At 42.3% G+C, this 24,954-nt stretch carries 23 protein-coding genes and 1 pseudogene; 21 read left to right on the top strand and 3 right to left on the bottom strand.

Features of this window, described 5'->3' with window-relative positions; translation table 11 throughout:
- Nucleotides 1–192 precede the first annotated feature (192 nt).
- Together rsmD and coaD are read left to right on the top strand one after the other, a co-directional pair.
- Nucleotides 193–756, top strand: coding sequence for a 16S rRNA (guanine(966)-N(2))-methyltransferase RsmD (rsmD, locus tag MUN89_RS14555; protein WP_244713830.1), 564 nt, complete (start codon nt 193–195; stop codon nt 754–756).
- Entirely contained in the window at nt 753–1,232 is a 480-nt protein-coding gene (gene coaD, locus MUN89_RS14550; protein ID WP_244708511.1) for a pantetheine-phosphate adenylyltransferase, read from the top strand. The genes rsmD and coaD overlap by 4 nt, the downstream gene beginning before the upstream one ends.
- Nucleotides 1,233–1,506: 274 nt before the next feature.
- On the opposite strand, the gene ylbJ is transcribed toward coaD, so the two are convergent.
- Entirely contained in the window at nt 1,507–2,733 is a 1,227-nt protein-coding gene (ylbJ, locus tag MUN89_RS14545) for a sporulation integral membrane protein YlbJ (protein ID WP_244708510.1), read from the bottom strand.
- A gap of 122 nt (nt 2,734–2,855) precedes the next feature.
- Here ylbJ and MUN89_RS14540 point away from each other — a divergent pair, with 122 nt between their 5' ends.
- Both MUN89_RS14540 and MUN89_RS14535 read left to right on the top strand, forming a co-directional pair.
- Nucleotides 2,856–3,644, top strand: coding sequence for a patatin-like phospholipase family protein (locus MUN89_RS14540; protein ID WP_244708509.1), 789 nt, complete (start codon nt 2,856–2,858; stop codon nt 3,642–3,644).
- Nucleotides 3,645–3,647: 3 nt separating this feature from the next.
- Nucleotides 3,648–4,661, top strand: coding sequence for a SepM family pheromone-processing serine protease (locus MUN89_RS14535; protein ID WP_244708508.1), 1,014 nt, complete (start codon nt 3,648–3,650; stop codon nt 4,659–4,661).
- 155 nt (nt 4,662–4,816) lie between these two features.
- Here MUN89_RS14535 and MUN89_RS14530 read toward each other — a convergent pair whose 3' ends face one another.
- Nucleotides 4,817–6,034 (bottom strand): nucleotidyltransferase, encoded by a 1,218-nt coding sequence (locus tag MUN89_RS14530; RefSeq protein WP_244708507.1) that lies wholly within the window; start codon nt 6,032–6,034, stop codon nt 4,817–4,819.
- Between the two features lie 211 nt (nt 6,035–6,245).
- Between MUN89_RS14530 and MUN89_RS14525 the strand changes: the two genes are divergently transcribed.
- The 4 genes from MUN89_RS14525 to MUN89_RS14510 all read left to right on the top strand — a co-directional run bounded on the left by MUN89_RS14525 (nt 6,246) and on the right by MUN89_RS14510 (nt 8,441).
- Nucleotides 6,246–6,770 carry a YceD family protein gene (locus MUN89_RS14525; protein WP_244708506.1) on the top strand — a complete coding sequence of 175 codons (525 nt, stop codon included), beginning with the start codon at nt 6,246–6,248 and terminating at the stop codon, nt 6,768–6,770.
- A 48-nt stretch (nt 6,771–6,818) separates the two neighbouring features.
- Nucleotides 6,819–6,992, top strand: a complete 174-nt coding sequence (rpmF, locus tag MUN89_RS14520; RefSeq protein WP_244708505.1) for a 50S ribosomal protein L32 — start codon at nt 6,819–6,821, stop codon at nt 6,990–6,992.
- Nucleotides 6,993–7,111: 119 nt separating this feature from the next.
- Complete coding sequence (locus MUN89_RS14515; protein ID WP_244708504.1) at nt 7,112–7,903, top strand: enoyl-CoA hydratase/isomerase family protein; 792 nt, start codon at nt 7,112–7,114, stop codon at nt 7,901–7,903.
- Between the two features lie 61 nt (nt 7,904–7,964).
- A complete protein-coding gene (locus MUN89_RS14510; RefSeq protein ID WP_244708503.1) occupies nt 7,965–8,441 on the top strand; it encodes an RsfA family transcriptional regulator in 477 nt (158 codons plus the stop codon).
- A gap of 52 nt (nt 8,442–8,493) precedes the next feature.
- Here MUN89_RS14510 and MUN89_RS14505 read toward each other — a convergent pair whose 3' ends face one another.
- On the bottom strand, nt 8,494–8,982 hold the full coding sequence (locus MUN89_RS14505; protein ID WP_396266024.1) for an N-acetyltransferase: 489 nt from the start codon (nt 8,980–8,982) through the stop codon (nt 8,494–8,496).
- A gap of 154 nt (nt 8,983–9,136) precedes the next feature.
- On the opposite strand from MUN89_RS14505, the gene MUN89_RS14500 reads away from it, so the two are divergent.
- The 13 genes and pseudogenes from MUN89_RS14500 to spoVE all read left to right on the top strand — a co-directional run bounded on the left by MUN89_RS14500 (nt 9,137) and on the right by spoVE (nt 24,772).
- A complete protein-coding gene (locus MUN89_RS14500) occupies nt 9,137–10,024 on the top strand; it encodes a 2-dehydropantoate 2-reductase (protein ID WP_244708502.1) in 888 nt (295 codons plus the stop codon).
- On the top strand, nt 10,021–10,404 hold the full coding sequence (locus tag MUN89_RS14495) for a DUF3397 domain-containing protein (RefSeq protein WP_244708501.1): 384 nt from the start codon (nt 10,021–10,023) through the stop codon (nt 10,402–10,404). Before MUN89_RS14500 ends, MUN89_RS14495 begins: the two co-directional genes overlap by 4 nt.
- An 86-nt stretch (nt 10,405–10,490) precedes the next feature.
- Nucleotides 10,491–12,116 carry a bacillithiol biosynthesis cysteine-adding enzyme BshC gene (gene bshC, locus MUN89_RS14490; protein WP_244708500.1) on the top strand — a complete coding sequence of 542 codons (1,626 nt, stop codon included), beginning with the start codon at nt 10,491–10,493 and terminating at the stop codon, nt 12,114–12,116.
- Between the two features lie 241 nt (nt 12,117–12,357).
- A complete protein-coding gene (gene mraZ, locus MUN89_RS14485; protein ID WP_244708499.1) occupies nt 12,358–12,789 on the top strand; it encodes a division/cell wall cluster transcriptional repressor MraZ in 432 nt (143 codons plus the stop codon).
- A 23-nt stretch (nt 12,790–12,812) separates the two neighbouring features.
- Complete coding sequence (gene rsmH, locus MUN89_RS14480; RefSeq protein ID WP_244713826.1) at nt 12,813–13,793, top strand: 16S rRNA (cytosine(1402)-N(4))-methyltransferase RsmH; 981 nt, start codon at nt 12,813–12,815, stop codon at nt 13,791–13,793.
- A complete protein-coding gene (gene ftsL / locus MUN89_RS14475) occupies nt 13,790–14,155 on the top strand; it encodes a cell division protein FtsL (protein WP_244708498.1) in 366 nt (121 codons plus the stop codon). The genes rsmH and ftsL overlap by 4 nt, the downstream gene beginning before the upstream one ends.
- A gap of 18 nt (nt 14,156–14,173) precedes the next feature.
- Complete coding sequence (locus MUN89_RS14470; RefSeq protein ID WP_244708497.1) at nt 14,174–16,309, top strand: penicillin-binding protein; 2,136 nt, start codon at nt 14,174–14,176, stop codon at nt 16,307–16,309.
- 92 nt (nt 16,310–16,401) lie between these two features.
- Nucleotides 16,402–18,323: pseudogene (locus MUN89_RS14465) on the top strand (stage V sporulation protein D).
- A gap of 84 nt (nt 18,324–18,407) precedes the next feature.
- A complete protein-coding gene (locus MUN89_RS14460) occupies nt 18,408–19,883 on the top strand; it encodes a UDP-N-acetylmuramoyl-L-alanyl-D-glutamate--2,6-diaminopimelate ligase (RefSeq protein WP_244708496.1) in 1,476 nt (491 codons plus the stop codon).
- Nucleotides 19,880–21,238, top strand: a complete 1,359-nt coding sequence (locus tag MUN89_RS14455; RefSeq protein WP_244708495.1) for a UDP-N-acetylmuramoyl-tripeptide--D-alanyl-D-alanine ligase — start codon at nt 19,880–19,882, stop codon at nt 21,236–21,238. Before MUN89_RS14460 ends, MUN89_RS14455 begins: the two co-directional genes overlap by 4 nt.
- Nucleotides 21,239–21,280: 42 nt before the next feature.
- A complete protein-coding gene (mraY, locus tag MUN89_RS14450; RefSeq protein WP_244708494.1) occupies nt 21,281–22,267 on the top strand; it encodes a phospho-N-acetylmuramoyl-pentapeptide-transferase in 987 nt (328 codons plus the stop codon).
- Nucleotides 22,264–23,610 (top strand): UDP-N-acetylmuramoyl-L-alanine--D-glutamate ligase, encoded by a 1,347-nt coding sequence (murD, locus tag MUN89_RS14445; RefSeq protein WP_256463991.1) that lies wholly within the window; start codon nt 22,264–22,266, stop codon nt 23,608–23,610. Before mraY ends, murD begins: the two co-directional genes overlap by 4 nt.
- A 61-nt stretch (nt 23,611–23,671) precedes the next feature.
- Nucleotides 23,672–24,772 (top strand): stage V sporulation protein E, encoded by a 1,101-nt coding sequence (gene spoVE / locus MUN89_RS14440; RefSeq protein ID WP_244708493.1) that lies wholly within the window; start codon nt 23,672–23,674, stop codon nt 24,770–24,772.
- Nucleotides 24,773–24,954: the final 182 nt, after the last annotated feature.

The raw sequence follows: 24,954 nt of genomic DNA, 5'->3' as shown, positions 1-24,954 counted from the left end.
AGTCTTCTCCGTTTTCAGAAGCATTCATCTGCTTCAACAGCTAGTATAGGCAGGTGGTGTCATATTTATTCAAGTTAGAAAAGAATTTGTTGCTATTGATAACGTTTTCTGGAGGGAGGCGAGAAGATTTCCTGAGGGTTTGAATTTATGGTAGGATTATGAGGAATGCTGTCTAAAGAGGTGAACAATTGGATGAGAGTTATTGCAGGTGAATTCAAGGGTCGGCAGCTGAAATCTGTACCTACCCATAAAACACGGCCGACAACCGATAAAGTTAAAGAAGCCGTATTTCATGTGATTGGACCATACTTTGATGGAGGAACGGCTTTGGATCTGTTTGCAGGCAGTGGCGGCCTGGGGATCGAAGCCTTGAGCAGAGGTATAGAATCCTGTGTATTTGTGGATCAGCAGCAGAAAGCGATCGGGACGATATATGAGAATCTTGAACTTCTGCGTTTGCAAAATAGAGTCGAAGTGTTCAAAACAGATGCTATGCGGGCATTAAAAGCTGCGAATAAAAGAGAGCTTGACTTTTCACTTATTTTTCTCGATCCTCCTTACAAGAAATTTTCCTACAAAGAGTTAATAGAGAAAATATTGAATTACAAGCTGCTTCAACAAGAAGGGACAATTATCTGTGAGCATGACGCAAGTGAGCACGTTCCTGATGAAATAGGGGAACTCAAGCTTGTTAAAACGGAACAGTATGGCACGAATATTGCTGTATCGATATATAAAGAAGGAGAGATCGTATGACACGCTTAGCTATTTGCCCGGGAAGCTTTGACCCCCTTACATACGGACACTTAGATATCATCCAACGGGGTGCTAAAGTATTTGATCACGTAATTGTTACTGTATTTAATAATCAAAGCAAATCCCCGTTGTTTAATGTAGAAGAACGAGTCGAATTAATTAAAGAATCGATTACTACAATTGAGAACGTTTCTGTTGATCAATGCGGCGGGTTACTAATGGATTACGCTGAGGAAAAGAATGCGCAGGCGATCATACGGGGGCTCAGAGCTGTTAGTGACTTTGAATATGAAATGCAAATTACATCGATGAACCGCAAGTTAAATGAGAAGATAGAAACCTTCTTTATGATGACCAACAACCAATACTCTTTTTTAAGTTCAAGTATTGTTAAGGAAGTGGCTAAATACCGGGCGAATATTTCAGATTTAGTTCCGCCTCCTGTTGAGGAAGCATTAAAAAACAAGTATAAGTGATTAAAAAGGGTCTGTAACAAAAAATTTTTGCCCTTATATCATCCGAATGGAGGTGAATGTTTATCATTAGATTTCACCACCATTCGGTTTTTTTTCGGCAGGTGAATTTCAAATCTAATTTCCGTCTTTATTTTTTACAGGAAGGGGAATGGCTGCTCCGCCTTCTCTTTTTGTAGTTCCGTGATAAGCGGTGTGCATTTCCGAAGCGCTCACTTGGGGTAATTTCCCTATCTCCCATTGTTTGTCTTGAGAGTAAATGCTGTATTCCCAGCCCTTAATTTTTTTCAGAGCGCCATTTAATGGCTGTCATTAGAATAATCATCATGATAGTTATTGGCGGTCCGTATTCATGAAACCAATAAAGCAATGGATAAGTAAAGCTTTCATTAGGACTCCATATCGGCAGTGTCTCCATTTGGAAACTATTAAAACTACTGGTCGCGTGGTAAAGAACTACCATAAGGATTGCTGCAATACAGCCATGTCCTATTCTTGCTATTGCATAGGGTTTAAATCGAATGTCAGTTTCAGCCAAAATGCTGGCGATCTGAGCTTGAATGGATAGTCCATGGAAGCCTAGTATAAAGCTTGCGATGATAAGCTGAGCGATTAAACTAGTATGGGTTTCGGTGACTTTTCCAATTCCGGTCGTCATTTCTAAGAGACCGGCAATGAAAGGAGCATGGAAGACTTGAGGCAGGCTTGTCCATGAAAGGAAATAGGAAAACAGGTCAATAGCTTGTGTCACCTTCATCAACTCATTAATAACTGAAAACAGCATGATAAATCCGCCTACCATTAATAAGGTATCTACGGATTTTACAACTGCATCCCCCATCAGCTTTCCAATAGGCCGCCCATCTTTTATCCTTGATTGGTGGAGGACACGAAATGCTTCAATTATAGAGGCATTTCCTCTTTTTTCAGTCGTTAACGGAGATTCTTTACTTTTATAGAATCGCATGAGTAAACCTATGATAAAGTTTCCACCATAATGAGAAAGTGCAAGCAGAATTCCAAGTGATGGATTGTGGAAAAAGCCGACAGCTACCGCTCCGAAAAGAAAGAGAGGACTTGACGAATTCGTAAAGGCTACGAGTCTTTCTGCTTCGATTCGGCTGACTTGTCCTTTTTTCCTCAAATCCACTGTCCATTTTGCTCCTGCCGGGTAACCGCTTGCCATCCCCATAATCCATACAAAGCCGCCAGCACCGGGTACATTAAATAACGGACGCATGAACTTCTCGCAAAGCACTCCCAACCCATGTACCACGCCAAAACCAATTAGCAGCTCTGCTGTGATGAAAAAAGGCAGAAGTGAGGGAAAGACGATTTCCCACCATAAGTCCAGTCCCCTGAGGCTTGCGGTTAACGCTTCCTTTGGATTTAAAATTAAAGCAATGGCTATACTTAAAGAAAGAGCAGTCAGCCAAATCGTTTTTAGCTTCGCAATGATAAGCGCCTTCTTTCCTTTTTCAGTTTTCTGTACTTCTAAAATCATCCATAGTAGAATGGGATTATGTTTGAAGCTTATGAGCTTGCTTCATTCAATGTTTACGCTCATAAGTGGAGAATTTATGCCATAAAATAATTGCAAGAAGTGATGTCAAGGAGCGATGACAGGTGAACCGACCCAAAATTGGATTAGCACTGGGTTCTGGAGGAGCAAGAGGTTTTTCACATTTGGGTGTACTTAAAGTTCTCGAGGAGAATAACATCCCTGTCGATATGATTGCAGGAAGCAGTATGGGAGCTTTGGTAGGTTCTTTTGTTGCGGCAGGGCAGACAATTGAAAACTTATACAAACTGGCATTCACCTTTAAACGGAAATATTACCTTGATTTTACTGTTCCTAAAATGGGCTTCATTCAAGGACGTAGAATTAAGGAATATATCCGTTTATTTACGTTTGGAAAATCAATAGAAGAGTTCGACATGCCCATTTCCATTATTGCGACCGATTTATACGCAGGTGAGAAAAAAATATTTACCACAGGACCTGCCAGTGAGGCTGTGCGTGCCAGCATAGCTATTCCTGGGATTTTTGTGCCTGAACGGATCAATGATCGCCTGTACATCGATGGAGGCGTCATGGACCGAGTACCTGTCTCGGTCGTAAAAGAGATGGGAGCTGATGTGGTTATTGCAGTGGATTGCGCTCATTTCGAAGCTGATCCTAATATCACATCCATCTATGATGTTATCATTCAAAGTATTGATATCATGCAGGATGAATTAGTGACGGCGATGGGCGTTTCTTCTGATGCTGATGTAATGATTCGCCCGGATGTTTCACAATTTAGCGCACGTGCTTTTACTAACATTCAAGAAATCGTAAAGGCGGGGGAAACGGCTGCACTTTCTCAGCTGAAACAAATACAAGAAAAGCTGGCGGGTTGGAAGGAGTCTTGATTGATGAAAGGGAATAAGAGAATCATTATTACGGGAGTCATAGCTATTCTGATTGTGGCTTTTCTAGGGGCGTATCGACTCCCTTATTACGTTTATAAACCGGGTACGGCAGACGCGCTGGATCCTATTGTAGAAGTAGACAATGGTTATAAAAGTGAAGGAGATATGCACCTCGTTACAGTTCGAGGTGGCCAAGCCACTCCATTACAATGGTTGATTGCCAAGATTAGACCCTACCAGGAAATCTATCCGATCGAGCAAATTCGGCCGGAAGGGATCTCTGAAGAGGAATATTTTCACGCTCAGCTGCGGATGATGGAATCTTCTCAGGAAGCTGCGAAGGTGGTGGCGTACAAAGCAGCAGATAAACAAGTAAATATTAATTATGAAGGTGTATATGTCGTAAATACACTTAAAGGTATGCCAGCCGAAAAGCAACTGAAGGGTGGAGACCAAATATTAAAAATCGATGGGAATAAGATTAAAGAATCCGCAGACTTAATTCAATATGTTGAAAAGTTAAAGAAAGGGGATACGGTTTCTTTAACGATCAAAAGAAAGGACAAAACATTAACGAAAGATGTCAAACTTGCTCCTTTTCCTAATGAGCCAGACAGGATTGGGGTGGGAATATCTTTAGTAACAGATCGATCTATCGATGTGAAGCCGAAGGTGAAAGTAAAAAGCGGTGAAATTGGAGGCCCAAGTGCAGGGTTGATGTTTTCGCTGGAAATGTACGACCAATTGACTAAAGGAGATTTGACTCAAGGGAAGCAGATCTGTGGAACTGGAGAAATTACTTACGATGGTCAAGTGGGTAAGATAGGCGGAATTGATAAGAAAGTTGTTGCCGCTAATAAAGAAGGCTGCAGCGTTTTCTTTGCTCCGAATGAAGAGGGCAGGGAGGATTCTAATTATCAAGTGGCAAAAACAACCGCAAAGGATCTGCATACTGATATGAAGGTTGTGCCTGTAGATACATTTAATGATGCACTTACGTATTTAAAGAAAATGTAACGCTGAACGAATATAAATGACTGTACTTAGAGGGCAGTTGAGCGTCTGCATTAAAATCGTCCGATTTTAATGCAGACTTTTTTTTCACCTTTTTCACAGGGATCCACTTATTTAATTGAAAAAAGCAGCCTTTCTTTCTATAGGTGTGGCCGTCATTATGAATGAATAATAACGGGGGCTTTGTATTCTCGTTGGTAAGCTGGAATCCGGTGTGTATCTTTAAGGATACTGTAATATGCAATAGAAGCTCTTGCTTCAGCTTCAAGCAGTGGATGATCCAACTGCTGCGGCTGAGTCAATAGTGGGACTTCAAGAGTTTTTTTCGCTTGATTTAAGTAGCTTTGCCCCCTCTGGTTCATGCCAAGCACACGAATGTAGGGTAAGGAGGGTTCATCCAGCAGTGGGCGGGCATCTTCTTTCGTTGTACCAGTAAGTATATGAACCAATGCCCGCTGCAGACGTGTCCAAGTATAGCGCTTTGTTTTTAAACGATCCATGAAATCTTGATAATTGGATGATTGTCTCATCGTTCTCTTTAAACGGTATTCAAGCCCTTCATCAACTCCGTGGATTCTTCTAAGGTCTTGTTCTTTGGAAGTGAGGATTCTATATTGCAGAAGTTGGAAATAATCTTCCCAGCGATGCCATTTTCCAGTCTTGCGCTGGTACTCAGACAATTTTTCCTGAGTAATGACCGGCAGAGTATGTGAAGCTTTCTCCGTTAAAGTCCCATGTTCAAGCAGTTCCCTGCGAATACTTGTCGCACTTGCTATATTTCCGTTAATGGATTTGTCGTGATATTGACTATTGGTCCGTGCAATGGTTAACGGCTCGATGGAAGGGTTGATAGCAAGAATCTGTTTTACATAGCTGTATCCTAAAATATTGTTCGGTTTAGATAAATCCATCTTTCCTTCAGCAAGTCCTATAGACTCATAACCGTACCTTGAAGCCTCTGGGAATGAGAATCCCCTGTTTAAATAATTCCTAACGGTTTCATCATAGGTGGATTTCTTCGACTTGAAATTTTCCCATGCCGTAATAAAAGGCTCGATTTCACCAATTTCACTTCCGAAGCAGATCGCTTCGACTCCTGCCGCGGCGAGGGTGAGAACAGCCCCTTTACTGAAATAATCACTGTGCTGGACAGCAAAAATATAGGGAAGCTCCAGGACAAGATCAGCTCCTGCTTGTAATGCAGCAGAAGCACGGTGCCATTTATCCATGATGGCAGGCTCGCCTCTTTGGAGGAAATTGCCGCTCATTACAGCTATCATACAGTCTGCCCCTGCCTTTTCCTTCGATTTGATTAAATGGTAGTGGTGCCCATTGTGAAAAGGATTGTATTCTACAACGACTCCGCACGCTTTCATAAGGATGCCTCCTTCGTAATATTTAGAAAACGATTGTTTGAAGATTGGTTGAGTTTATTTTATCATGGAGTAGCAGAAAATTCGCACCAGCACGGTGAATGTGTTACCGTTAAAGGAATTCCAGCTGCATATAATGCAGGTGTAAAGAAAAAATATTGACAAATGGTTAAAATCCTTTTACAATAACTCTTGTTGCCATGAGGTGATAACAATGAAATTTCCTCTACAAAAACTGAAACAAAGTGGGGATCAACCCTTTTACTTTGAAGATGAAGTAGATGTACATGAGCTGGAGGATATGAACAACGATATTCGAAAGATTCAGCCTGTTCACGTGAAAGGCCACGCAGACGTAAGTGGAGAAGAAGTGACGGTAAACTTTTCAATTGATGGAGAAATGGTACTACCTTGTGCAAGAACACTTGCCGACGTGAATTACCCTTTTCACATCCAACCTATTGAAGTTTTTAGTCTTTCTCCTTATTATACGGAAGAAGATGAGTCAGAAATTCACCCTGTACAGGGAGAGATGCTTGACTTAACGCCTTATATCAAGGAAAATGTACTATTGGAGATTCCGACTCGTGTGTTTTCAGATGAAGATCAGGCACATGACCAAGCCCCTCAGGAAGGAAAGGGCTGGCAGGTGGTTACAGAGGAAGCTGAGGAAGCCAAAGTGGATCCTCGCATGGCTAAACTGCAATCATTATTAGATGACAAAGAAGACAACCATTAAGAAAATCTCTGAATGGTTTTCGGTTGTGAGTAAAAGGAGGTGTACAACATGGCAGTACCTAAGCGTAGAACTTCTAAAAAAGTGAAGAACCAGCGTCGTACTCATAAAAACCTTCATGTACCTGGCATGGTGAAATGCCAGAATTGTGGGGAGTACACAAAACCACACCATGTTTGCAAATCTTGTGGACAGTATAATGGAAAACAAGTCGTTGAGCAGTAATGCGCACCTAGAACCTGATTGTTGTCAGGTTCTTTTTTTATGGATTCTAAGCTGAAGTGTTTTCGAAAACCTTAACTAATTCCAATCATTTTGATAAGTCTGCCTGGGGTAACTTAAAGATGAAGAAAAAGGAGCTGGGGCACGTGCCTGAAGTAGAATTTAGGATGGATAACCAAGGAATTGGCCGCATTGTATTAAATCGACCTGAAAAATTAAACGCTATTACAAAAGCTATGACAAGGAGTCTTCATCATGTAATCGATGAAGCCGCATCCTTTGAAGGGATAAAAGCCTTAACGATTACTGGAGCAGGCGGGAAAGCTTTTTGTGCAGGAGGCGATTTAACGGAGCTTCATGGAAATATGAACGCTGAGGAAGCCTACCTAGTACTTTCCCCTATGAAAGAAGCTCTGTTAAAGCTGGCGCGTTTCCCGGTACCAACTATAGCTCTGCTTAATGGTCAAGCCAGAGGAGGCGGTTGTGAGATAGCAACCGCGTGTGACTTTCGGTACGGAACAGAAGAGGGAACATTTGGATTTGTTCAGGCTAGTCTTGGAATAACACCAGGGTGGGGAGGTGGTGCCCTGCTGTTTAGACGTATTCAACCAACCTATGCTTCCCATTGGCTGACGGATGCTTCTATGTATGATGCCTTTACAGCAAAGAGAATTGGCTGGCTGAATAATCTTCTTCCTCAAGCATCGCTGCAAAAGTGGGAAGAGGATACGGAATTTACCAATAGGTCAAGCTCCCAGATGAAGTGGTTTAAGAAGCAGCTTCTCGCTGCTCTTCGTTCAGAGGAATTTGATCAATTAATGGAAGAAGAAGTGAAGCAATGCGCCGCTCTCTGGGAAGAGGAAGACCATAAGAGGGCTGTAGAAAAGTTTTTAAAAACAAGAAAAAAGTCATAAATGCGATTCTATCAACCTTCAGTCGTGCATAACTATAAACAAACGATAGAGGAGGGATGATATGGACGCCCCGAGACAAGATGCCTGGAAAGAAGAGGAAGATACTCTTTTGGCAGATACGGTCCTCAGATATATCCGGGAAGGAAAAACTCAGCTAGAGGCATTTCAAGAAGTAGCAGACCGTTTGCGCAGGACGCCCGCGGCCTGCGGATTCAGGTGGAATGCGACAGTAAGAAAGCAGTATCACTCGGAAATTCAGGAAGCGAAATTGAACAGAAAAGAGAAGCGAGCAGTATTTGCTACCGCTGGCGGCGGCGAAGAAACGCCCATGTCTCTGGATGCTGCTATCTCTTTTTTAAAAGAGATGAAGGTTAAACAGATTGAAGACAGTGGCAAGCAAAAGCTTGAATATGAACTTCAACAGCTGAGTGAAGATAATAAGCGATTAAAAAGCCAGCTAAAGCAATTGGAAGCAGCTTGGAATGAAATGGATAAGCTGATCCGCTGGGTGAAAGATCGAAATAAAAGTCCATTATAAAGTAAAAAGGCCGCTACAATATGAACTGTAGGGGCCTGATTTAATAGCTGTTTTAGTCTTCTTTTACATCCCGTTCCTCGACGCCTGAAGGCATCCAGATCAGAGGATTTTCTCCCAAATCGCGTTCCATATCATATTGGGCTTTTTGAAAGCCCATTTTTTCCCAAAAACCGTGGGAATTAATGCGGGGGTTCGTTTTAATAGGGAGTTTGTAGCTCTTAGCAAAATCCACGAGCGCTTTACCGAAGCCTTGATCTCTATAATCAGGAAGCACTTCCAGCTTCCACAATTCCAAGTAATCTTGCGGAGGTATAAAGTAATGGTCGTACTTTGCTCTTACCCGGTATAAACTCATCCTCGCAACTAAAGCGCTTCCATAATATATTCCGAAAAAAGGTGATTCACTATCGTTCTCCACGATATTGCTTTCTAAATCCTCAAGCATTGTTAATTCCTGATTGCCATATTCTTTAAAGCGTTTAAATTCCTCGAGTGTTTTATAGTTGACTAGCAATGGCTGAACCTTAGTAGTAGCCATCATGATGGATTCCCCTTTCTCTTATCTGTCTATTAATTATTATAATATAAAAATTTTCAGAATGAAATGCACAACCCCTTTATAAAAAAATCTTCTCCCCAACCATACTGATCTTTGCTACAATTAAGTAAAAAGACGGTTGACAATTGGAGTGGGGATGTTGTTAAATATCGGAATTATTGGTGGAGGATCGGTCGGCCTGTTAATGGCTGCCTACTTCGGAAGGAAACATGAAGTTCATGTTTATACGAAACGTTCTCAACAAGCCGGTCTGCTTAACGAAAGCGGTGTCTATTGCGACGTCCTCGGACAAGTGAATCTACGCGCTCATTTGTTTGGCGGTGCTTTACATAAGCATGACGTCCTGTTTGTAACTGTCAAACAACAGCAGTTAAGCACTGTGCTGGACTTATTGGAGGAATTATCCTGCCGCATTCCAGTAGTTTTTCTGCAAAATGGGATGGGGCACTTAGAACTTCTGCCTAAGAAAATCTACCCTGTTTATTTGGGGGTGGTGGAACATGGCGCAAAAAGAGCTTCCGATACGAAAGTGCTCCACACAGGCAGAGGCAGAGTCAAGGTTGCGGCTTATAAAGCTGAGCAGTCAGCGGAATGGATCGCAGACCTTCTGCATGAAGAGGATTTTCCTTTTCAAGCTGAAGGCGACTATTTTAACATGCTTGTAAGTAAACTGATGGTTAATACTGTAATTAATCCATTAACTGCGATCTTTCGCGTCCAGAATAAATTTATTGTTAAGAATACTGAACTGCGCTCCCTCGCATCTAAATTATGCCGGGAAGCATCTCAAGTATTTCAACGCTCCTATGAAGAAGAGTGGGAACACGTCCTTCGTGTTGCCGAACAAACAGGGGACAATTATTCATCCATGCTTACTGACCTTTCATTACAAAGAAAAACGGAAATCGATTATATCAGCGGGTATGTACTGAAAAAAAGCGTTTCTGAACTTCCTTATCATCAGTTTGTCGTAAGGTCTGTTCACGCTCTTGAGCAACTAGATGGGGAAGGAGGCCGTGTATGAGTGATTTTATTATTAAGGTAGCTGCACTTGTCATTACGCTCCCGATTCCTTTTCTCATCCTGTTTTATTTTTTTGCACGTAAATGGTGCCGCCATAAAAGAAAAGCTGTCCATTATACAGCGACCATAACCGCTCCTATATTCATTTTAGCTGTTCATGTTCTTCTATTTGTCCAGTTTGAACGCAGCTTTTTTGCCTACATTATTATCATGCTTTTATGTATTTTATCTTTTTCTATTATTATTCAATACAAACTGCACGAAGAAGTAAGGCTGGGAAGAGCATTTAAAGGATTTTTCAGGTTTAGTTTCCTGTTGTTTCTTATCGTTTATTCCGGACTCTCATTATTTGGACTGATCGAACGGTTATTTTTTACGTAAACAGATTAGGTGAACTTAGCCTGCAAATTATGTAAAATACTTAATGGTACATACCATTTTCGTAAAGATAAAGGAGAAGTTCATTCATGCGAATCGATCCCATACAATTGGAACCTAAATCAGAGATTGTATATGATTACCGCTATCATTTTGAAAATATAAAAGAAAAATTTGATTATTCCCCACATGAGGAAGCTACATGGCTGAGCAGGTGGAAGGATTTACAGGAGCGTTCTTTCAAACGGGCGGAGTTGACTGAAGTACTTCAAAAAATGAACGACCAATGGCAGGCTCCCTCTTCAGCCTTCCAGTCTATTGAGCGATTGAAGGATGGAGAAGCGACGGTAGCCATTGCTGGTCAGCAGGCAGGTCTTTTGACCGGACCGTTGTATACGGTTAATAAGGTTATTTCCATTCTACAGAGTGCCAGGCAGCAGCAGGAACGGCTGAACAAGCCGGTGATCCCGGTTTTCTGGATCGCAGGAGAAGATCATGACTTTGAAGAAATCAACCATGTTTTTTTGAAGGGGAAAGAACGGTTAAATAAAATTACGATTGGTCAGCGGCCAGAGTATAAATCTTCCGTTTCAGATTTGGAAATTGATCAGGATGAGGCAGAAGAATGGCTTCAAAAAGTATTCTCTGCAGTGGGGGAAACAGAGGTGACTTCTGATTTCTTTGAAGAGACCCTTCTCGCTCTGCGTCAGTCAAAAAGTTATGCTGATTTTTTCGCGAGACTCATCTATCTGTTATTTCCCGACCAGGGACTTGTAATTGTTGATGCTCATCATCCAGAGCTGCGTCAACTGGAATCCTCCTACTTCCAACAGCTGTTGGAAGAGAACCAGGTACTTTCACAGGGCGTATATGCAGCTGTTCAGCAAAGTAAACAACAGGGCTATCATGTCTCTCTGGATAGCGAACCTGAGGATGCTCATTTGTTTTACCATCAAGGCAATGACAGAGTTCTGCTGATGAGAGATGACGAATTCAATTTTCGCGGTAAAAATAATGAAGTGGTTTTTACAAAAGAGGAGCTAAAGCAGATCGCAGCATCATCACCTGAACGTCTTAGTAACAACGTTGTGACGAGACCATTAATGCAGGAACTAGTCTTCCCGGTGCTCTCTTTTATCGGAGGACCTGGGGAAATTGGTTACTGGTCTGTTCTGAGGCCGGCATTTCAAGCTCTTGAGCTTAAAATGCCGCCGATTCTTCCGAGGCTTTCCTTCACATTTATTGATCGAAAGTCCGAACAGCAATTGAACCGGCTGCAGATTGATCCAGTGGAGTGTATCCGTAAGGGAACAGGGGAAAGGAGGCTGAGGTGGCTATCCTCGATGACGTCTGTCCCTTTAGAAAAAATGAGTGAAGAGCTTAAAGGAGAGCTGGATAAACTGCATCTTCCTTTGAGAGAGACTGCTGCAGAGCTCGGAGGAGATATGGAGAGTCTTGCTAATCAAAATCTTCAGCGATTATATCAAGATATTGATTTTCTAAAGAAGCGGATATTCAAGGCTCGGGAAGAAAAGTACGAACTCGAATTGAAATCTTTCACTGACCTGGATCTTTTACTGCATCCTGAAGGGGGACTTCAGGAGCGTAAATGGAGCATCCTGCCCTGGGTGAATACGTATGGGGTCGATTTCTTCAATAGGGTGGATGGCCACCACTTTTCTTTTGAGCATGCTCATTATGTCGTTTATGTTTAATCCCCCCCACCTTGCTCCACTTTTTTCACCAAAGACTTACAAGACTCGTTCATACTGAAGGAAAGGGAGTACTTCCCTTTCCTTTTTTAGTGGGGAAGTTTTGGATTAATAAATTTATTAAACCCTTTAGAATCCTGCCATTATAGTCGGGATTTTTTTATTAGACAGAGAATGATAAAAAAGTAAGTGGAGAAAAGTGGGGCATTGTGGTAATGTTGAATCAGAAGGTGGGGACAGCTCTATGTTCATGGGTGAATATCAACATAACATTGATGCCAAAGGGCGAATAATCGTTCCTTCCAAGTTTCGTGATGATCTTGGAGCGAACTTCGTTTTAACACGGGGTCTCGACCAGTGTTTATTCGCTTACCCTATGGATGAATGGAAGCTTCTGGAAGAAAAATTAAAAAAGCTTCCACTCACTAAGAAAGATGCCCGCGCCTTCACACGTTTTTTCTTTTCGGGCGCTGTGGAATGTGAAGTAGATAAGCAAGGCAGAATTAACATCCCACAACCGCTGAGAAAATATGCTGCATTGGATAAAGAATGTGTGGTAATCGGCGTTTCCAACAGGATTGAGTTCTGGAGTAGTGACGAGTGGGAAACTTATTTCGATGCCTCAGAAGAGTCTTTTTCGGAAATTGCGGAAAACATGTTAGATTTTGATATTTGATAGTAAGAGAAACGAGTGAGATTATGTTTGACCATTATAGTGTTTTAAAAGCAGAAACCATTGACATGCTTCACATTAAGCCTGAGGGTACATATGTAGATTGTACACTCGGAGGAGGGGGGCACTCTGAGGAAATTGCTTCGAAATTGAATGAATATGGACGTTTGATTGCCTTTGACCAGGATACAACTGCTTTAGAGGCAGCTGAACAACGGTTGAAGCCTTACAAAGACCGCGTTACTCTTGTTCAGGCAAATTTCAGGCAATTAGAAGAAAAGCTTGAGGAATTGAAGGTCAGTCACGTGGACGGCATTCTTTTTGATTTAGGTGTTTCGAGTCCTCAGTTAGATGTCGAAGATAGAGGGTTCAGTTATCAAAATGATGCTGAGCTTGATATGAGGATGGATCGTTCTTCCTCATTAACAGCAAGAACGATTGTGAATGAATGGCCTTATGAAGATCTCGTCCGTATCTTTTTTAAGTACGGGGAAGAAAAGTTTTCAAAGCAAATTGCCAGAAAAATAGAAAATAAAAGAGGGCAGAAGCCCATTACTACAACAGGGGAACTTGTGGAACTCATTAAAGAGGGAATACCTGCACCTGCACGAAGGAAAGGCGGCCATCCGGCTAAACGTGTTTTTCAAGCAATTCGTATAGCAGTTAATGATGAGTTAGGAGCTTTTCAGGATGCTTTGCAACAGGCAGCCAAAGTTATTGCAGTCGAAGGAAGAGTGGCTGTCATCACGTTTCATTCCTTAGAGGACAGGCTGTGTAAGCAAGCATTCAAAAAGTGGAGTTCTAACCCGCCTCTGCCAAAAAATATTCCAATGATTCCAGAAGATAAACAACCTCCATTTCAACTAATTACACGAAAACCTATCGTTGCAAAAGAAGAAGAATTAGAAGATAACCGGCGGTCACGCTCAGCTAAGCTGCGAGTTGTTGAAAAAGTGAAGCCGTGGTCGAAGGATTTTCAATTTGAAGAAGGGTGGAAACAAACATGAGTGCAGAACAAGTGAGAAAGCAGCAGCCTTTACAGCAGCCAAACAGAGAGAAACAGGTTAAAGTAAAGGTACATAGGAAAAAGTGGATCAGTACCGGAGAAAAATTCTTGTATTCCATTGCTTCAACAGCGGTCATCGCTGCTTCTTTGTATATGGTCCATTTCTCATCTTCCACTGATAAACTGAATCGAGATATTCAACAGGCTGAACAGAAAATTGATGCGCAACAATCACAAAATGAAAACCTTGCTTATCAAGTTAAGGAGCTTAGCAATCCTGACCGAATTCTTAAAATTGCTAAGAAGAATGGATTGTCTATTAAGAATTCCCAGGTGAAGCAAGCGGGCAAGGTAACTAATTAGGAGCTTGGGTGATAGATAATGAAAAGTCCCAATACTCATAGAGGTGCAGCGCTTTTAATCTTATTATTTTCCATTATATTCCTCGTCATTGTAGGAAGGTTTCTTTATATTGAAACCACTTCGACAGTCGAAGGCGTAGATTTGGAAAAATGGGCAGAAAAAGCGCGGACAAGCTCATATGAGATCGATGCCACCCGTGGAAAAATTTATGATAAGAATGGCATGGTTCTTGCTTATGATCGCCCAACATACCGTCTATACGCTATAGTTGATCCTGAGTATTCAGCAAATTTAAAGGACCCAAAGCATGTAACGGATCCTGAAAAAACCGCCGAAAAACTGGCGCCGCTTTTAAATATGGATGCTGAGGACATCGAGCAAAAGCTCGAAGACGGAAGGGAAAATGGAAAATTCCAAGTGGAGTTTGGCAGCAAGGGCAAAGAATTATCGCAGGAAAAAATGGAAGAAATTAAAGACGAAGACTTAAATGGAATTCAGTTTAAGGAAGAGGCTAAACGCTATTATCCTAACGGCATGTTTGCTTCCCATGTAATTGGATTTGCACGCTCGGTAGAAGGGCATATAAAAGGTGTTACAGGGATCGAAAAACAAATGGAGAAGTACTTGAAGGAGCAAAAAGGAAAAATCAGTTATGAACGTGACAAGTACGGCACGAAGCTGTTAGATCCCAAAGAAGTTATGACAAAGCCGGATAATGGAGATAACGTGTATTTAACGATCGACCAGAAAATACAAACCTTCTTGGAAGACGCGATGAGCCAGGTAAACGAACAATATAAACCGAAAAAAATGGTAGCAGCAGTAATGGATCCTAAGACTGGACAGGTATTGGCCATGAGTAACAGGCCGAGTTATGATCCCAATGACCTTAGTGATGTCGACAACTGGTACAATGACGTCATTTCCTATCCTTTTGAACCTGGTTCTACGATGAAAATGTTCACGTGGGCTTCCGCGATGGAAGAAGGGGTATATAAAGGCAGCAAGAAATATAAATCAGGCTCCTATCAAGTGACAAAGAACTCAGCCACTATTCATGACTATAATCAATCCTGGGGAAAGATTTCCTACGATGAAGGCTTCCAAAGATCTTCAAACGTGGCAGCGGCAAAGCTTATGCAGGATGTGCTTGGACCTGATAAGTTCCGCGATTACTTGTCTGCATTCCATTTGGATCAACCTTCAGGGATTGATCTCCCTGGAGAGGAAACAGGAAAAATTCTTTACGGCCGTCCGATTGAACAAGTGACTACTTCTTTTGGACAAGGAACCACGGTAACCCCTGTTCAGCTCATGACGGCAGCTACGGCAATTGCCAATGACGGCAAGATGATGCAGCCTTACATGCTGGACAAAATTGCTTCAAGTGAAACTGGGGAGACTATTAAAAAAGGAAAGCCTAATCAAATCGGTACCCCGATTTCAAAAGATACAGCTGAAAAAATGCGTGACCTGCTTGGAACAGTTATTACAGGTGAGCATGGGACAGGCAGTGATTACAAGATTAATGACTTTTCGGTAGCTGGTAAAACAGGAACGGCCCAAATCCCCGGAGCGGATGGAAAGTATATGTATGGACACAATAATTACATTTTTTCTTTCATGGGAATGGCCCCTAAGGAAGATCCTGAGCTGCTCATGTATGTAGCCGTAAAACAGCCGGAACTGAAAGGAAACGAAACGGGATCTGAACCTGTCTCCCATATTTTTAAGACAGTGATGGAAAACAGCCTTCACTATTTAGATATCCAGCCAGATAAAAACAACGAACAAAAGGTTTCGGAACATACAATGGAAGACCTGTCTGGTTTATCTACTGAAAAAGCGAAGAAAAAGCTTGAAAAGACTTATAATAATGTCACGGTAATCGGAAAAGGCGATAAAGTTACAAAAACCATTCCAGAAGAGGGAACGAAGCTTCTGGCAGATGAAAAGGTCATGCTGGTAACTGACCAGCCTGTTATGCCTGATGTGAAGGGTTGGTCATTAAGAGACGTTCACAGGCTTGCTCAAGCCTTCGATTTAAAGATTGAAACGATGGGCAGCGGGTATGTTACGAAGCAAAGTATTGACCCAGGAACCAGCCTGAAAAATAATGGATATTTAGTGGTGGAGCTTGCTCCGCCGCAATAAATCTAACCATTCCCTGCAATGTTCTAATCGTTTCCCAATTGCATATAGTGATACAAGCTGATTTAGATTAACCAGTAAAAGGAGCAATGGTTATGAAGCGGATATCACAGGTAATTGTACGGAAACGATTAGTCACAGTTTTTCTTGTAGGGATGGTTATTTTTATGGTCATTGCCGGTCGTCTAGGCTATGTCCAGTTTGTTCTGAGTGATTTTTTAATTAAAAAAGCAGAGGAATCTTGGAGCAGGGATATTGTTTTTGAACCTGAGCGTGGGGAAATTGTGGATACCAATGGAGAGGTGTTAGTAGGCAATCAATCTGCTCCTACTGTCATGGTGGTGCCGAGACAGATTAAAGATAAAGAAGCAACAGCTAAACAACTGGCAAAAATTCTTGATATGAGTGAAGAAAAAGCGTACAAGCATGTAACGAAACAAATTTCTATTGAAAAAATTCATCCGGAAGGAAGAAAAATTACCGAGGCACAAGCAGAAGCAATTCAAGCACTTGACATACCGGGAGTGTACATAGCAGAGGATTCTAAACGGTATTATCCTCATGGTGCCTTTCTTTCACACGTGTTAGGTTTCAGCGGAATTGATAACCAGGGACTCTTAGGTTTGGAAGCTTATTATGATGATGAATTAAAAGGGGAAAAAGGTGCTCTTTCCTTTTTTTCCGATGCAAAAGGAAAAAGAATGCCTGATATGGCAGATATATATACCCCTCCTGTAGATGGAGAAGACTTAAAGCTGACCATTGATTATCGCGTTCAGTCGATTGTAGAACGGGAGCTGGATTTAGCGCAGGCTAAGTACAATCCAGATGGAGCTGTGGCAATCGTAGTGGATCCTAATACAGGTAAGGTTGTAGCTATGGCATCGAGACCAAACTTTAATCCAGCGAACTATCAGGATGTGAAGCCGACCGTTTATAATCGTAACCTGCCTGTTTGGAGTACGTACGAGCCAGGATCTACTTTTAAGATAATCACTTTGGCTGCAGCCCTGCAAGAAAAGAAAGTTGATTTAAAAAACGAGACGTTTTATGATTCCGGTTCTGTAAAAGTGGGGGCGCAACACTTCACTGCTGGAAGCGGGGAGGACATGGAAGCGAGACTTTTCTTGAAGTCGTTCAAAACTCCTGTAACCCCGGATTTGTAGAACTCGGCCAGCGTCTTGGCAAAGAAAAACTGTTCAGCTATATTAATAAGTTTGGATTTGGTCAAAAAACAGGAATTGATCTGGAAGGGGAAGGCAAAGGAATTCTTTTTAAACCAGAGAATGTCGGCCCTGTGGAGCAAGCTACTACCGCTTTTGGACAGGGGGTTTCTGTAACACCTATTCAACAAGTCATGGCAGTAGCAGCTGCGGTAAACGGTGGTTATTATTATGAGCCGTATGTCCGCGAAGCCTGGCTTGATCCTGTTACAGGAGAAGAACTGGAAAAGAATGAACCTGAGATGAAGAGAAGGGTAATTTCAGAAGAAACGTCCAAACAAGTGAGGGAAGCTCTGGAAAGTGTAGTAGCAAAAGGAACCGGACGGGGAGCCTATGTCGAAGGTTACCGCGTCGGAGGAAAAACAGGGACCGCACAGAAAGTAGGCCCTGATGGTACTTACATGGAAAACAACCATATCGTTTCTTTTATTGGCTTTGCGCCAGCTGACGACCCACAGCTTGTCGTTTACCTTGCGATTGACAACCCTAAGAATACTGTCCAGTTTGGCGGAGTTGTAGCAGCCCCTATTGTCGGCTCCATTATGGGGGACAGCTTGCGTACTCTTGGAGTTAAACCAAGAAAGGACGGCCTGGAAAAAAAATATTCCTGGCCTGAAGAACCGCTGATCGAAGTCCCTAACGTTACAGGATTGGAGAAGAAAGAACTTACCCAAATGTTAAGTGATTTGAAGGTAGATGCTAGTGGAAAGGGGAATAAAGTAGTTACTCAGGCTCCTGAGGCTGGAGTGAAAGTACCTGCCGGATCTACGATTCGAGTATTCTTAGGTAATTAATTACTTAAAATATTGTTTCATTTCCCCAGTGACTTGCAACTTTTGCTATAATAGATGGGAATGTTGATTAGAAGGATGATAGAAATGAAAATCGCTCAATTATTAACTCAAGTACCTTTTTATAAAATTACGAAAGCTATTGAACATATAAATGTTAAAGGACTTTCTATGGACTCCAGGTCAGTACAGCCTGGAGACCTATTTGTTTGCATTCGCGGCCACGAAGTGGACGGCCATGTTTTTGCCAAGGATGCTGTTTCCAAAGGTGCTGTTGTCCTTGTTGCTGAAGAGGAACTGGATACTGAAGTGCCTGTCATCATCGTCAATGATACGACAAAGGTGCTAGCTATGCTTGCTGCAGCGTTTTATGAAGCTCCGACCGAGTCTATGCAGCTCATTGGGGTAACAGGGACGAATGGAAAAACGTCCATTACCTATTTGCTGGATGAAATCTTTCGCGCTCACAAGGTAACAACTGGAGTAATCGGAACCATTCAAATGAGGATTGCAGGAGCTTCTTACCCTGCCAAAAACACAACACCGGATTCTCTCTCCCTGCAGCAAACCTTTGCCCGGATGAAAGAGGCTGGAGTGCAGACCGCCATCATGGAAGTTTCCTCTCATGCCCTGAATCAAGGAAGAGTGTACGGGTGTGATTTTGATATTGCTATTTTTACAAATTTAAGCCAGGATCATTTGGATTACCACGATAATATGGATGATTATCTTCGAGCGAAGTCTCTACTGTTTGCACAGCTGGGAAACAGTTATCATATGGAGCGGAGTAAAATGGCTGTAATCAATCTGGATTCACCGGTCGCAGGGAAATTGATCCGGTCAACAGCACAACCTGTTTTGACCTATGGAATAAAAGGAAGTGCCGATGTGAAAGCAGAAAATATCCATTTACACGAAAAAGGTGTTTCGTTCAGCTTAAAAACACCTGCTGAAACGATTGAAATCAATAGTCCTCTCATGGGGCTGTTCAGCGTGTACAACATGCTTGCATCGGCTTCGGCAGCACTTGCTTCCGGTGTCCCGCTTACAACCATCCGGCATTCATTTGAGCACTCCGAAGGGATCAGAGGAAGATTCGAACCCGTGCTTGAAGGGCAGAATTTTGGAGTGGTCATTGATTATGCGCATACCCCGGATTCTCTTGAAAATGTATTATCGACAGTGAAGGAATTCTGCCGCGGAGATATTCATGTTGTGGTCGGCTGCGGGGGAGACCGTGATCGTACAAAACGGCCATTGATGGCAGATGTAGCGATGAAATATGGCACTGATGTAATCTTTACGTCTGATAATCCAAGATCAGAAGATCCAAACGAGATCCTTCGTGATATGACCAATCATCTGGAGGGTGGCTACAAGGTCATAGAGGACCGTAGAGAAGCTATTCGTTCTGCTTTAGCAAGCGCAGAAAAAGGGGATGTCGTATTAATTGCTGGTAAAGGTCATGAGACCTACCAGGAGATTGATGGAATCAGACATGATTTCGATGATCGTGAAGTCGCAAGGGAACTATTAAAGCAGGTTAAGGAGAGTCAGTCATGAAACTTGAGGCAGCGGAATTAACCAAGATTTTTCCAAACTTTAAAGGGGTCGCTAACGACAGAATTCCTTTGAAGGAAATCATGACCGATACGCGGGAAGAAACGAGACAAAGCTTGTTTATTCCTATTATAGGTGAATCATTTGATGCTCATGATTTTATGAAAAAAGCGATTCAGCATGGAGCTGTAGCAGCCTTATGGCAGGAGGATAAACCACTTCCATCGTACGTTCCTACCGATTTTCCTGTTTTTTTTGTGCAGGACACAACTGAAGCATTACAGAAGCTGGCTGCCTTTTATTTAAACAAGGTTACTCCCATAGTGGTTGGAGTCACCGGGTCAAATGGAAAGACGACGACGAAAGACATTGCAGCCTCTGTACTTGCTACTGCGTATAGAACACATAAAACCAGCGGGAATTTCAACAATCATATCGGCTTGCCTTTAACTATTTTATCCATGCCTTATGAAACGGAAGCTTTGGTTTTAGAAATGGGTATGAATCATAAAGGCGAGATTTCGTTATTATCTAATCTTGCTAAACCTCATTATGGGATCATCACAAACATTGGGGAATCTCACTTAGAAAATCTCGGCTCGAAAGAAGGCATTGCGGAAGCTAAACTTGAAATTATGGAAGGGCTCACGGCTGATGGGAAAATAATTATCGACGGAGATGAGCCTTTGCTCTCGCACATTAAATCCGACCCGCGTACAGTAAGCTGCGGATTTATGGAACCTGTAAATTACCTTGCGCGCATTGAACGGAGAGAGGACCAGCAGACGACTTTTTACGTAAATAGTGAAAAATATGAATTGCCAATGGCTGGACGTCATAACGTAAAGAATGCGAGTTACATCATTGCGCTTGGTGAACAGCTTTCTATCTCTAAAGAAAACATTCAGAGCGGGCTGAAACAGCTGAAAATGTCTGGAATGCGTTTTGAGAAACACGAGGGGATTAACCATTCATTAATCATTAATGATGCATATAATGCATCTCCGACCTCTATGAAGGCGGTTATAGAAGTGGTCAGCCAGTGGAAGTCTAAAGAGTATAAAGTGCTTGTCCTTGGAGACATGCTTGAATTAGGAAGCGAATCCCGGAACCTTCACGGGCAGGTAGGCAGCGAGCTGCCTGAAGAGATTGATGCGGTGTACACGATTGGGAATGAAGCAGAAGAAATTTCTTTAGCCGCAAAAAAAGCTCACCCGTCGATGGAAGCGAGACACTTTAATCATAAAGAAGAGTTAGCCGAACAGCTGCTGAAAAAACTTTCGCCGGAAACGATTGTATTATTGAAGGCATCTCGAAAAATGAAGCTGGAAGAATTATTGCTCGATCTCACAGACTGAAAAAACAGGCGATGACGATCATGTAAAAGGAGGAAAACAGCAATGAACGACTACATATTGTTAGTAACGATGGCACTATCATTCATTCTTACTGTCGTGATATCGCCGATCCTTATCCCTTTCTTAAGACGGTTAAAGTTTGGACAGAGTATTAGAGAAGAAGGACCGCAATCCCATCAAAAGAAATCAGGGACCCCTACTATGGGAGGAGTTATGATTATTCTCTCTGTTACGGCGGCAACACTGATTTCTTCGGTATGGATCAATAAAGAAGCAGCAGATGTTCATTTGTTCCTTGTGCTGTTTGTGTTATTGGGGTACGGTTTATTAGGGTTTCTTGATGATTACATTAAAGTAGCTTTAAAGAGGAACTTAGGTTTGACCTCTAAGCAGAAAATGTTAGGTCAGATCGTGATTGCTCTCGTCATTTATTTTATTTTAAACCAAACGGGTTTCCCGACCTTTATTGAAATTCCAGGCACTTCATTTCAATTGGAATTAGGCTGGGGGTATGCGTTTCTTATTTTGTTTATGTTAGTAGGAGGTTCGAACGCCGTTAACCTTACGGATGGCTTGGATGGTCTGCTTGCAGGCACTGCAGCTATCGCTTTTGGTGCTTTCGGTATTTTAGCGTGGTATGGAGATCAAAATATTGAAACCTCTATTTTTGCCTTGGCCGTAGTAGGGGCGCTGCTTGGATTCTTAGTTTTTAACGCGCACCCTGCTAAAGTCTTTATGGGAGACACCGGTTCTCTCGCTTTAGGCGGGGCGATTGCCATTATAGCAATCCTGACTAAACTTGAGCTGCTGCTTGTGCTCATAGGCGGGGTTTTCGTGCTTGAAACATTATCTGTTATGATTCAGGTGGCTTCTTTTAAAACAACCGGAAAACGTGTCTTCAAGATGAGCCCTTTGCATCACCATTATGAGCTTAAAGGCTGGTCTGAGTGGCGTGTAGTGACGACTTTCTGGACACTGGGGCTGATTTTTGCAGTAATAGGAGTGTATATTGAGGTGATGTTCAGTTGAATACATTAAGACATTTTCCATACCAGCATGTTTTGGTGCTTGGTATGGCAAAAAGCGGAACAGCAGCAGCACACCTGCTTTTAGACAGCGGTATTCAAGTTCGCATTAATGATTTAAAAGCCAATAAAACAGATGCTGAAGTTCAGGCATTACTATCTAAAGGTGCGGAGGTTATTACAGGATCTCACCCACTCGAAGTCTTGGATGACGTCGATTTAATGGTGAAAAACCCTGGAATTCCTTACAATAACCCGCTTGTAGAAGAAGCTGGGAATCGTGACATACCAGTGATTACAGAAGTGGAGCTTGCCGGCAGAATTCACGAAGGACCTCTTGTGGCCGTCACAGGTTCAAATGGGAAAACGACGACAACGACACTAATCCATAAGATGATTAAAGCTGATCGGAAACCGGTAGCTGTAGCCGGGAATATTGGGAAAGTAGCTTGCGAAGTGGCAAGAACAACGGGACACGACGAAACTATGGTCATTGAACTTTCCTCATTTCAGCTTCTGGGAACCCAAACCTTTAAACCGGATATTTCAGTTTGGCTCAATTTATATGAAGCTCATTTAGATTATCACGGTACGCTTGAAAACTACCATCAGGCTAAAGCGAAGATTGCGAAGTTTCAAACCGAAGAAGATTTCCTCGTCTATAACACTGATGACAAAGAGATCCGTAAATTTCTTCCAGAAGTAAAGGCAGAGCTTGTCCCTTGCTCGATTACAGAAAGGACAGAAGGGGCCTGGGTCGATGAGAAATGGGTATATTTCAAGGATGAGCCTATTATTAAAAGAGAGGACATCGTATTAGTTGGAGAACACAATCTTGCTAATATCATTGCAGCAGTAGCAGCTGTTAAGTTAAACGGGGTAACTAATGAAGCCATTTTTGAAGTGCTGACCACCTTTTCAGGGGTCGAGCACCGTCTTCAATTTATAGAAAAAAAACAGGGCAGGTATATTTACAATGATTCCAAGGCGACCAATATTCTAGCCACATCCTATGCCCTGCGCTCCTTTCAAAAACCTGTCATTCTGCTCGCCGGTGGACTTGATAGAGGGAATAGTTTTGATACACTCATCCCGTTTCTTACTCATGTCAAAACAATGGTATTATTTGGCGAAACAGCGAATTTATTAGAAGCAGCTGGCAAAGAAGCGGGAGTTAACGATATCGTTAAGGTTTCATCGATGGATGAAGCAGTGGAAAAAGCATTTGAGCTGTCATTACCAGATGAGGTCATTTTACTGTCGCCAGCCTGTGCGAGCTGGGATCAGTACCGCACTTTTGAAGAAAGAGGAAACATGTTTATCGAAGCTGTGCATAAGCTGAAGTAAGGGCTTATTGCGACAAGCTGTTTGCCCTGATTTCCATTAAGATGGGAGTGGGGCTTTTTTTATGGACAAACCTCAGAAAAAACCGGATTTATGGCTTACTGCGGCCATTATAGGGATTCTTGTTATAGGGATCGTTATGGTGTATAGTTCATCAAATATATGGTCCGAATATAAATTCAATGATGCCTGGTATTTTGCAAAAAGGCAGATGTTGTTTGCTGCAGCAGGTATTATGGCTATGATCACTTTATCAAGGATCCCTTACTATACTTGGTACCGACATGCGAAATGGATATTGATAATCTGTCTTATTTTTCTAATCGGGGTATTAATCCCAGGAGTCGGGATGGTTAGAGGTGGGGCCAGGAGCTGGATTGGAGTAGGAATGTTCAGTATTCAGCCTTCGGAATTTATGAAACTGGGACTGATCATTTTTCTAGCGCGTTTTTTGTCAGAACGACAGAAAAAGATGGCGTCTTTTCAGGAAGGCTTTCTGCCTGGCCTCACTATTATTGCCATTCCTTTTGCCTTAATTATGCTTCAGCCTGATTTAGGGACAGGCGTAGTTATGGTGGGAACCTGTCTAGTCATGATGTTTGCAGCAGGAGCTCGAATCGGTCACTTTATGCTCATCGCTGGAGCAGGGGCAGCCGGCATGGTTGGTTTAATTGCATCAGCCCCTTACCGAATTAAAAGGATTACCGCATTCTTGCATCCTTGGGAGGATCCGCTTGGAAGTGGTTTTCAAATTATCCAGTCTCTTTATGCCATCGGCCCGGGTGGTCTCCTCGGCATGGGGCTTGGAAACAGCATGCAGAAATTTTTCTATCTTCCAGAGCCGCAGACCGATTTTATATTTGCTGTGCTTGCGGAAGAACTAGGTTTCTTAGGCGGTATAGGGCTGTTAGGATTGTTTTTCTTACTCTTGTGGAGAGGGATTCGCACAAGTCTCTATGCTCCTGATTTATTTGGCACTCTTTTATCGCTTGGTATTGTTGGTATGATTTCTATTCAGGTAATGATCAATGTGAGTGTAGTTACAGGGCTGATTCCTGTTACCGGAATCACACTTCCGCTAGTCAGCTATGGGGGCTCATCACTAACTTTGACTCTTGCCTCTCTAGGTCTCCTTCTGAGTGTAAGTCGATATTCATCTAAATAAAGCTTAAGAACTGTGCGGATGTTGAAGCTGCACAGTTTTTTTTGTATTTCTTTGTCACGGGACACACAATGAAAGCGGGAAGTGATAAACTAGACGGTATAGAGAATGATGGCTAGTTTAAAGGGGACTTCCCTTAATAAAAGTGATGTAAATCTAAGTCAACACTACCAATCTATTAAGGT

The sequence above is a fragment of the Halobacillus salinarum genome, from assembly GCF_022919095.1.
Taxonomy (GTDB): Bacteria; Bacillota; Bacilli; order Bacillales; family Halobacillaceae; genus Halobacillus_B; species Halobacillus_B salinarum.
Note: the sequence above shows the minus strand (reverse complement) of the source record. Positions and strands in the feature narration are given on the sequence as shown.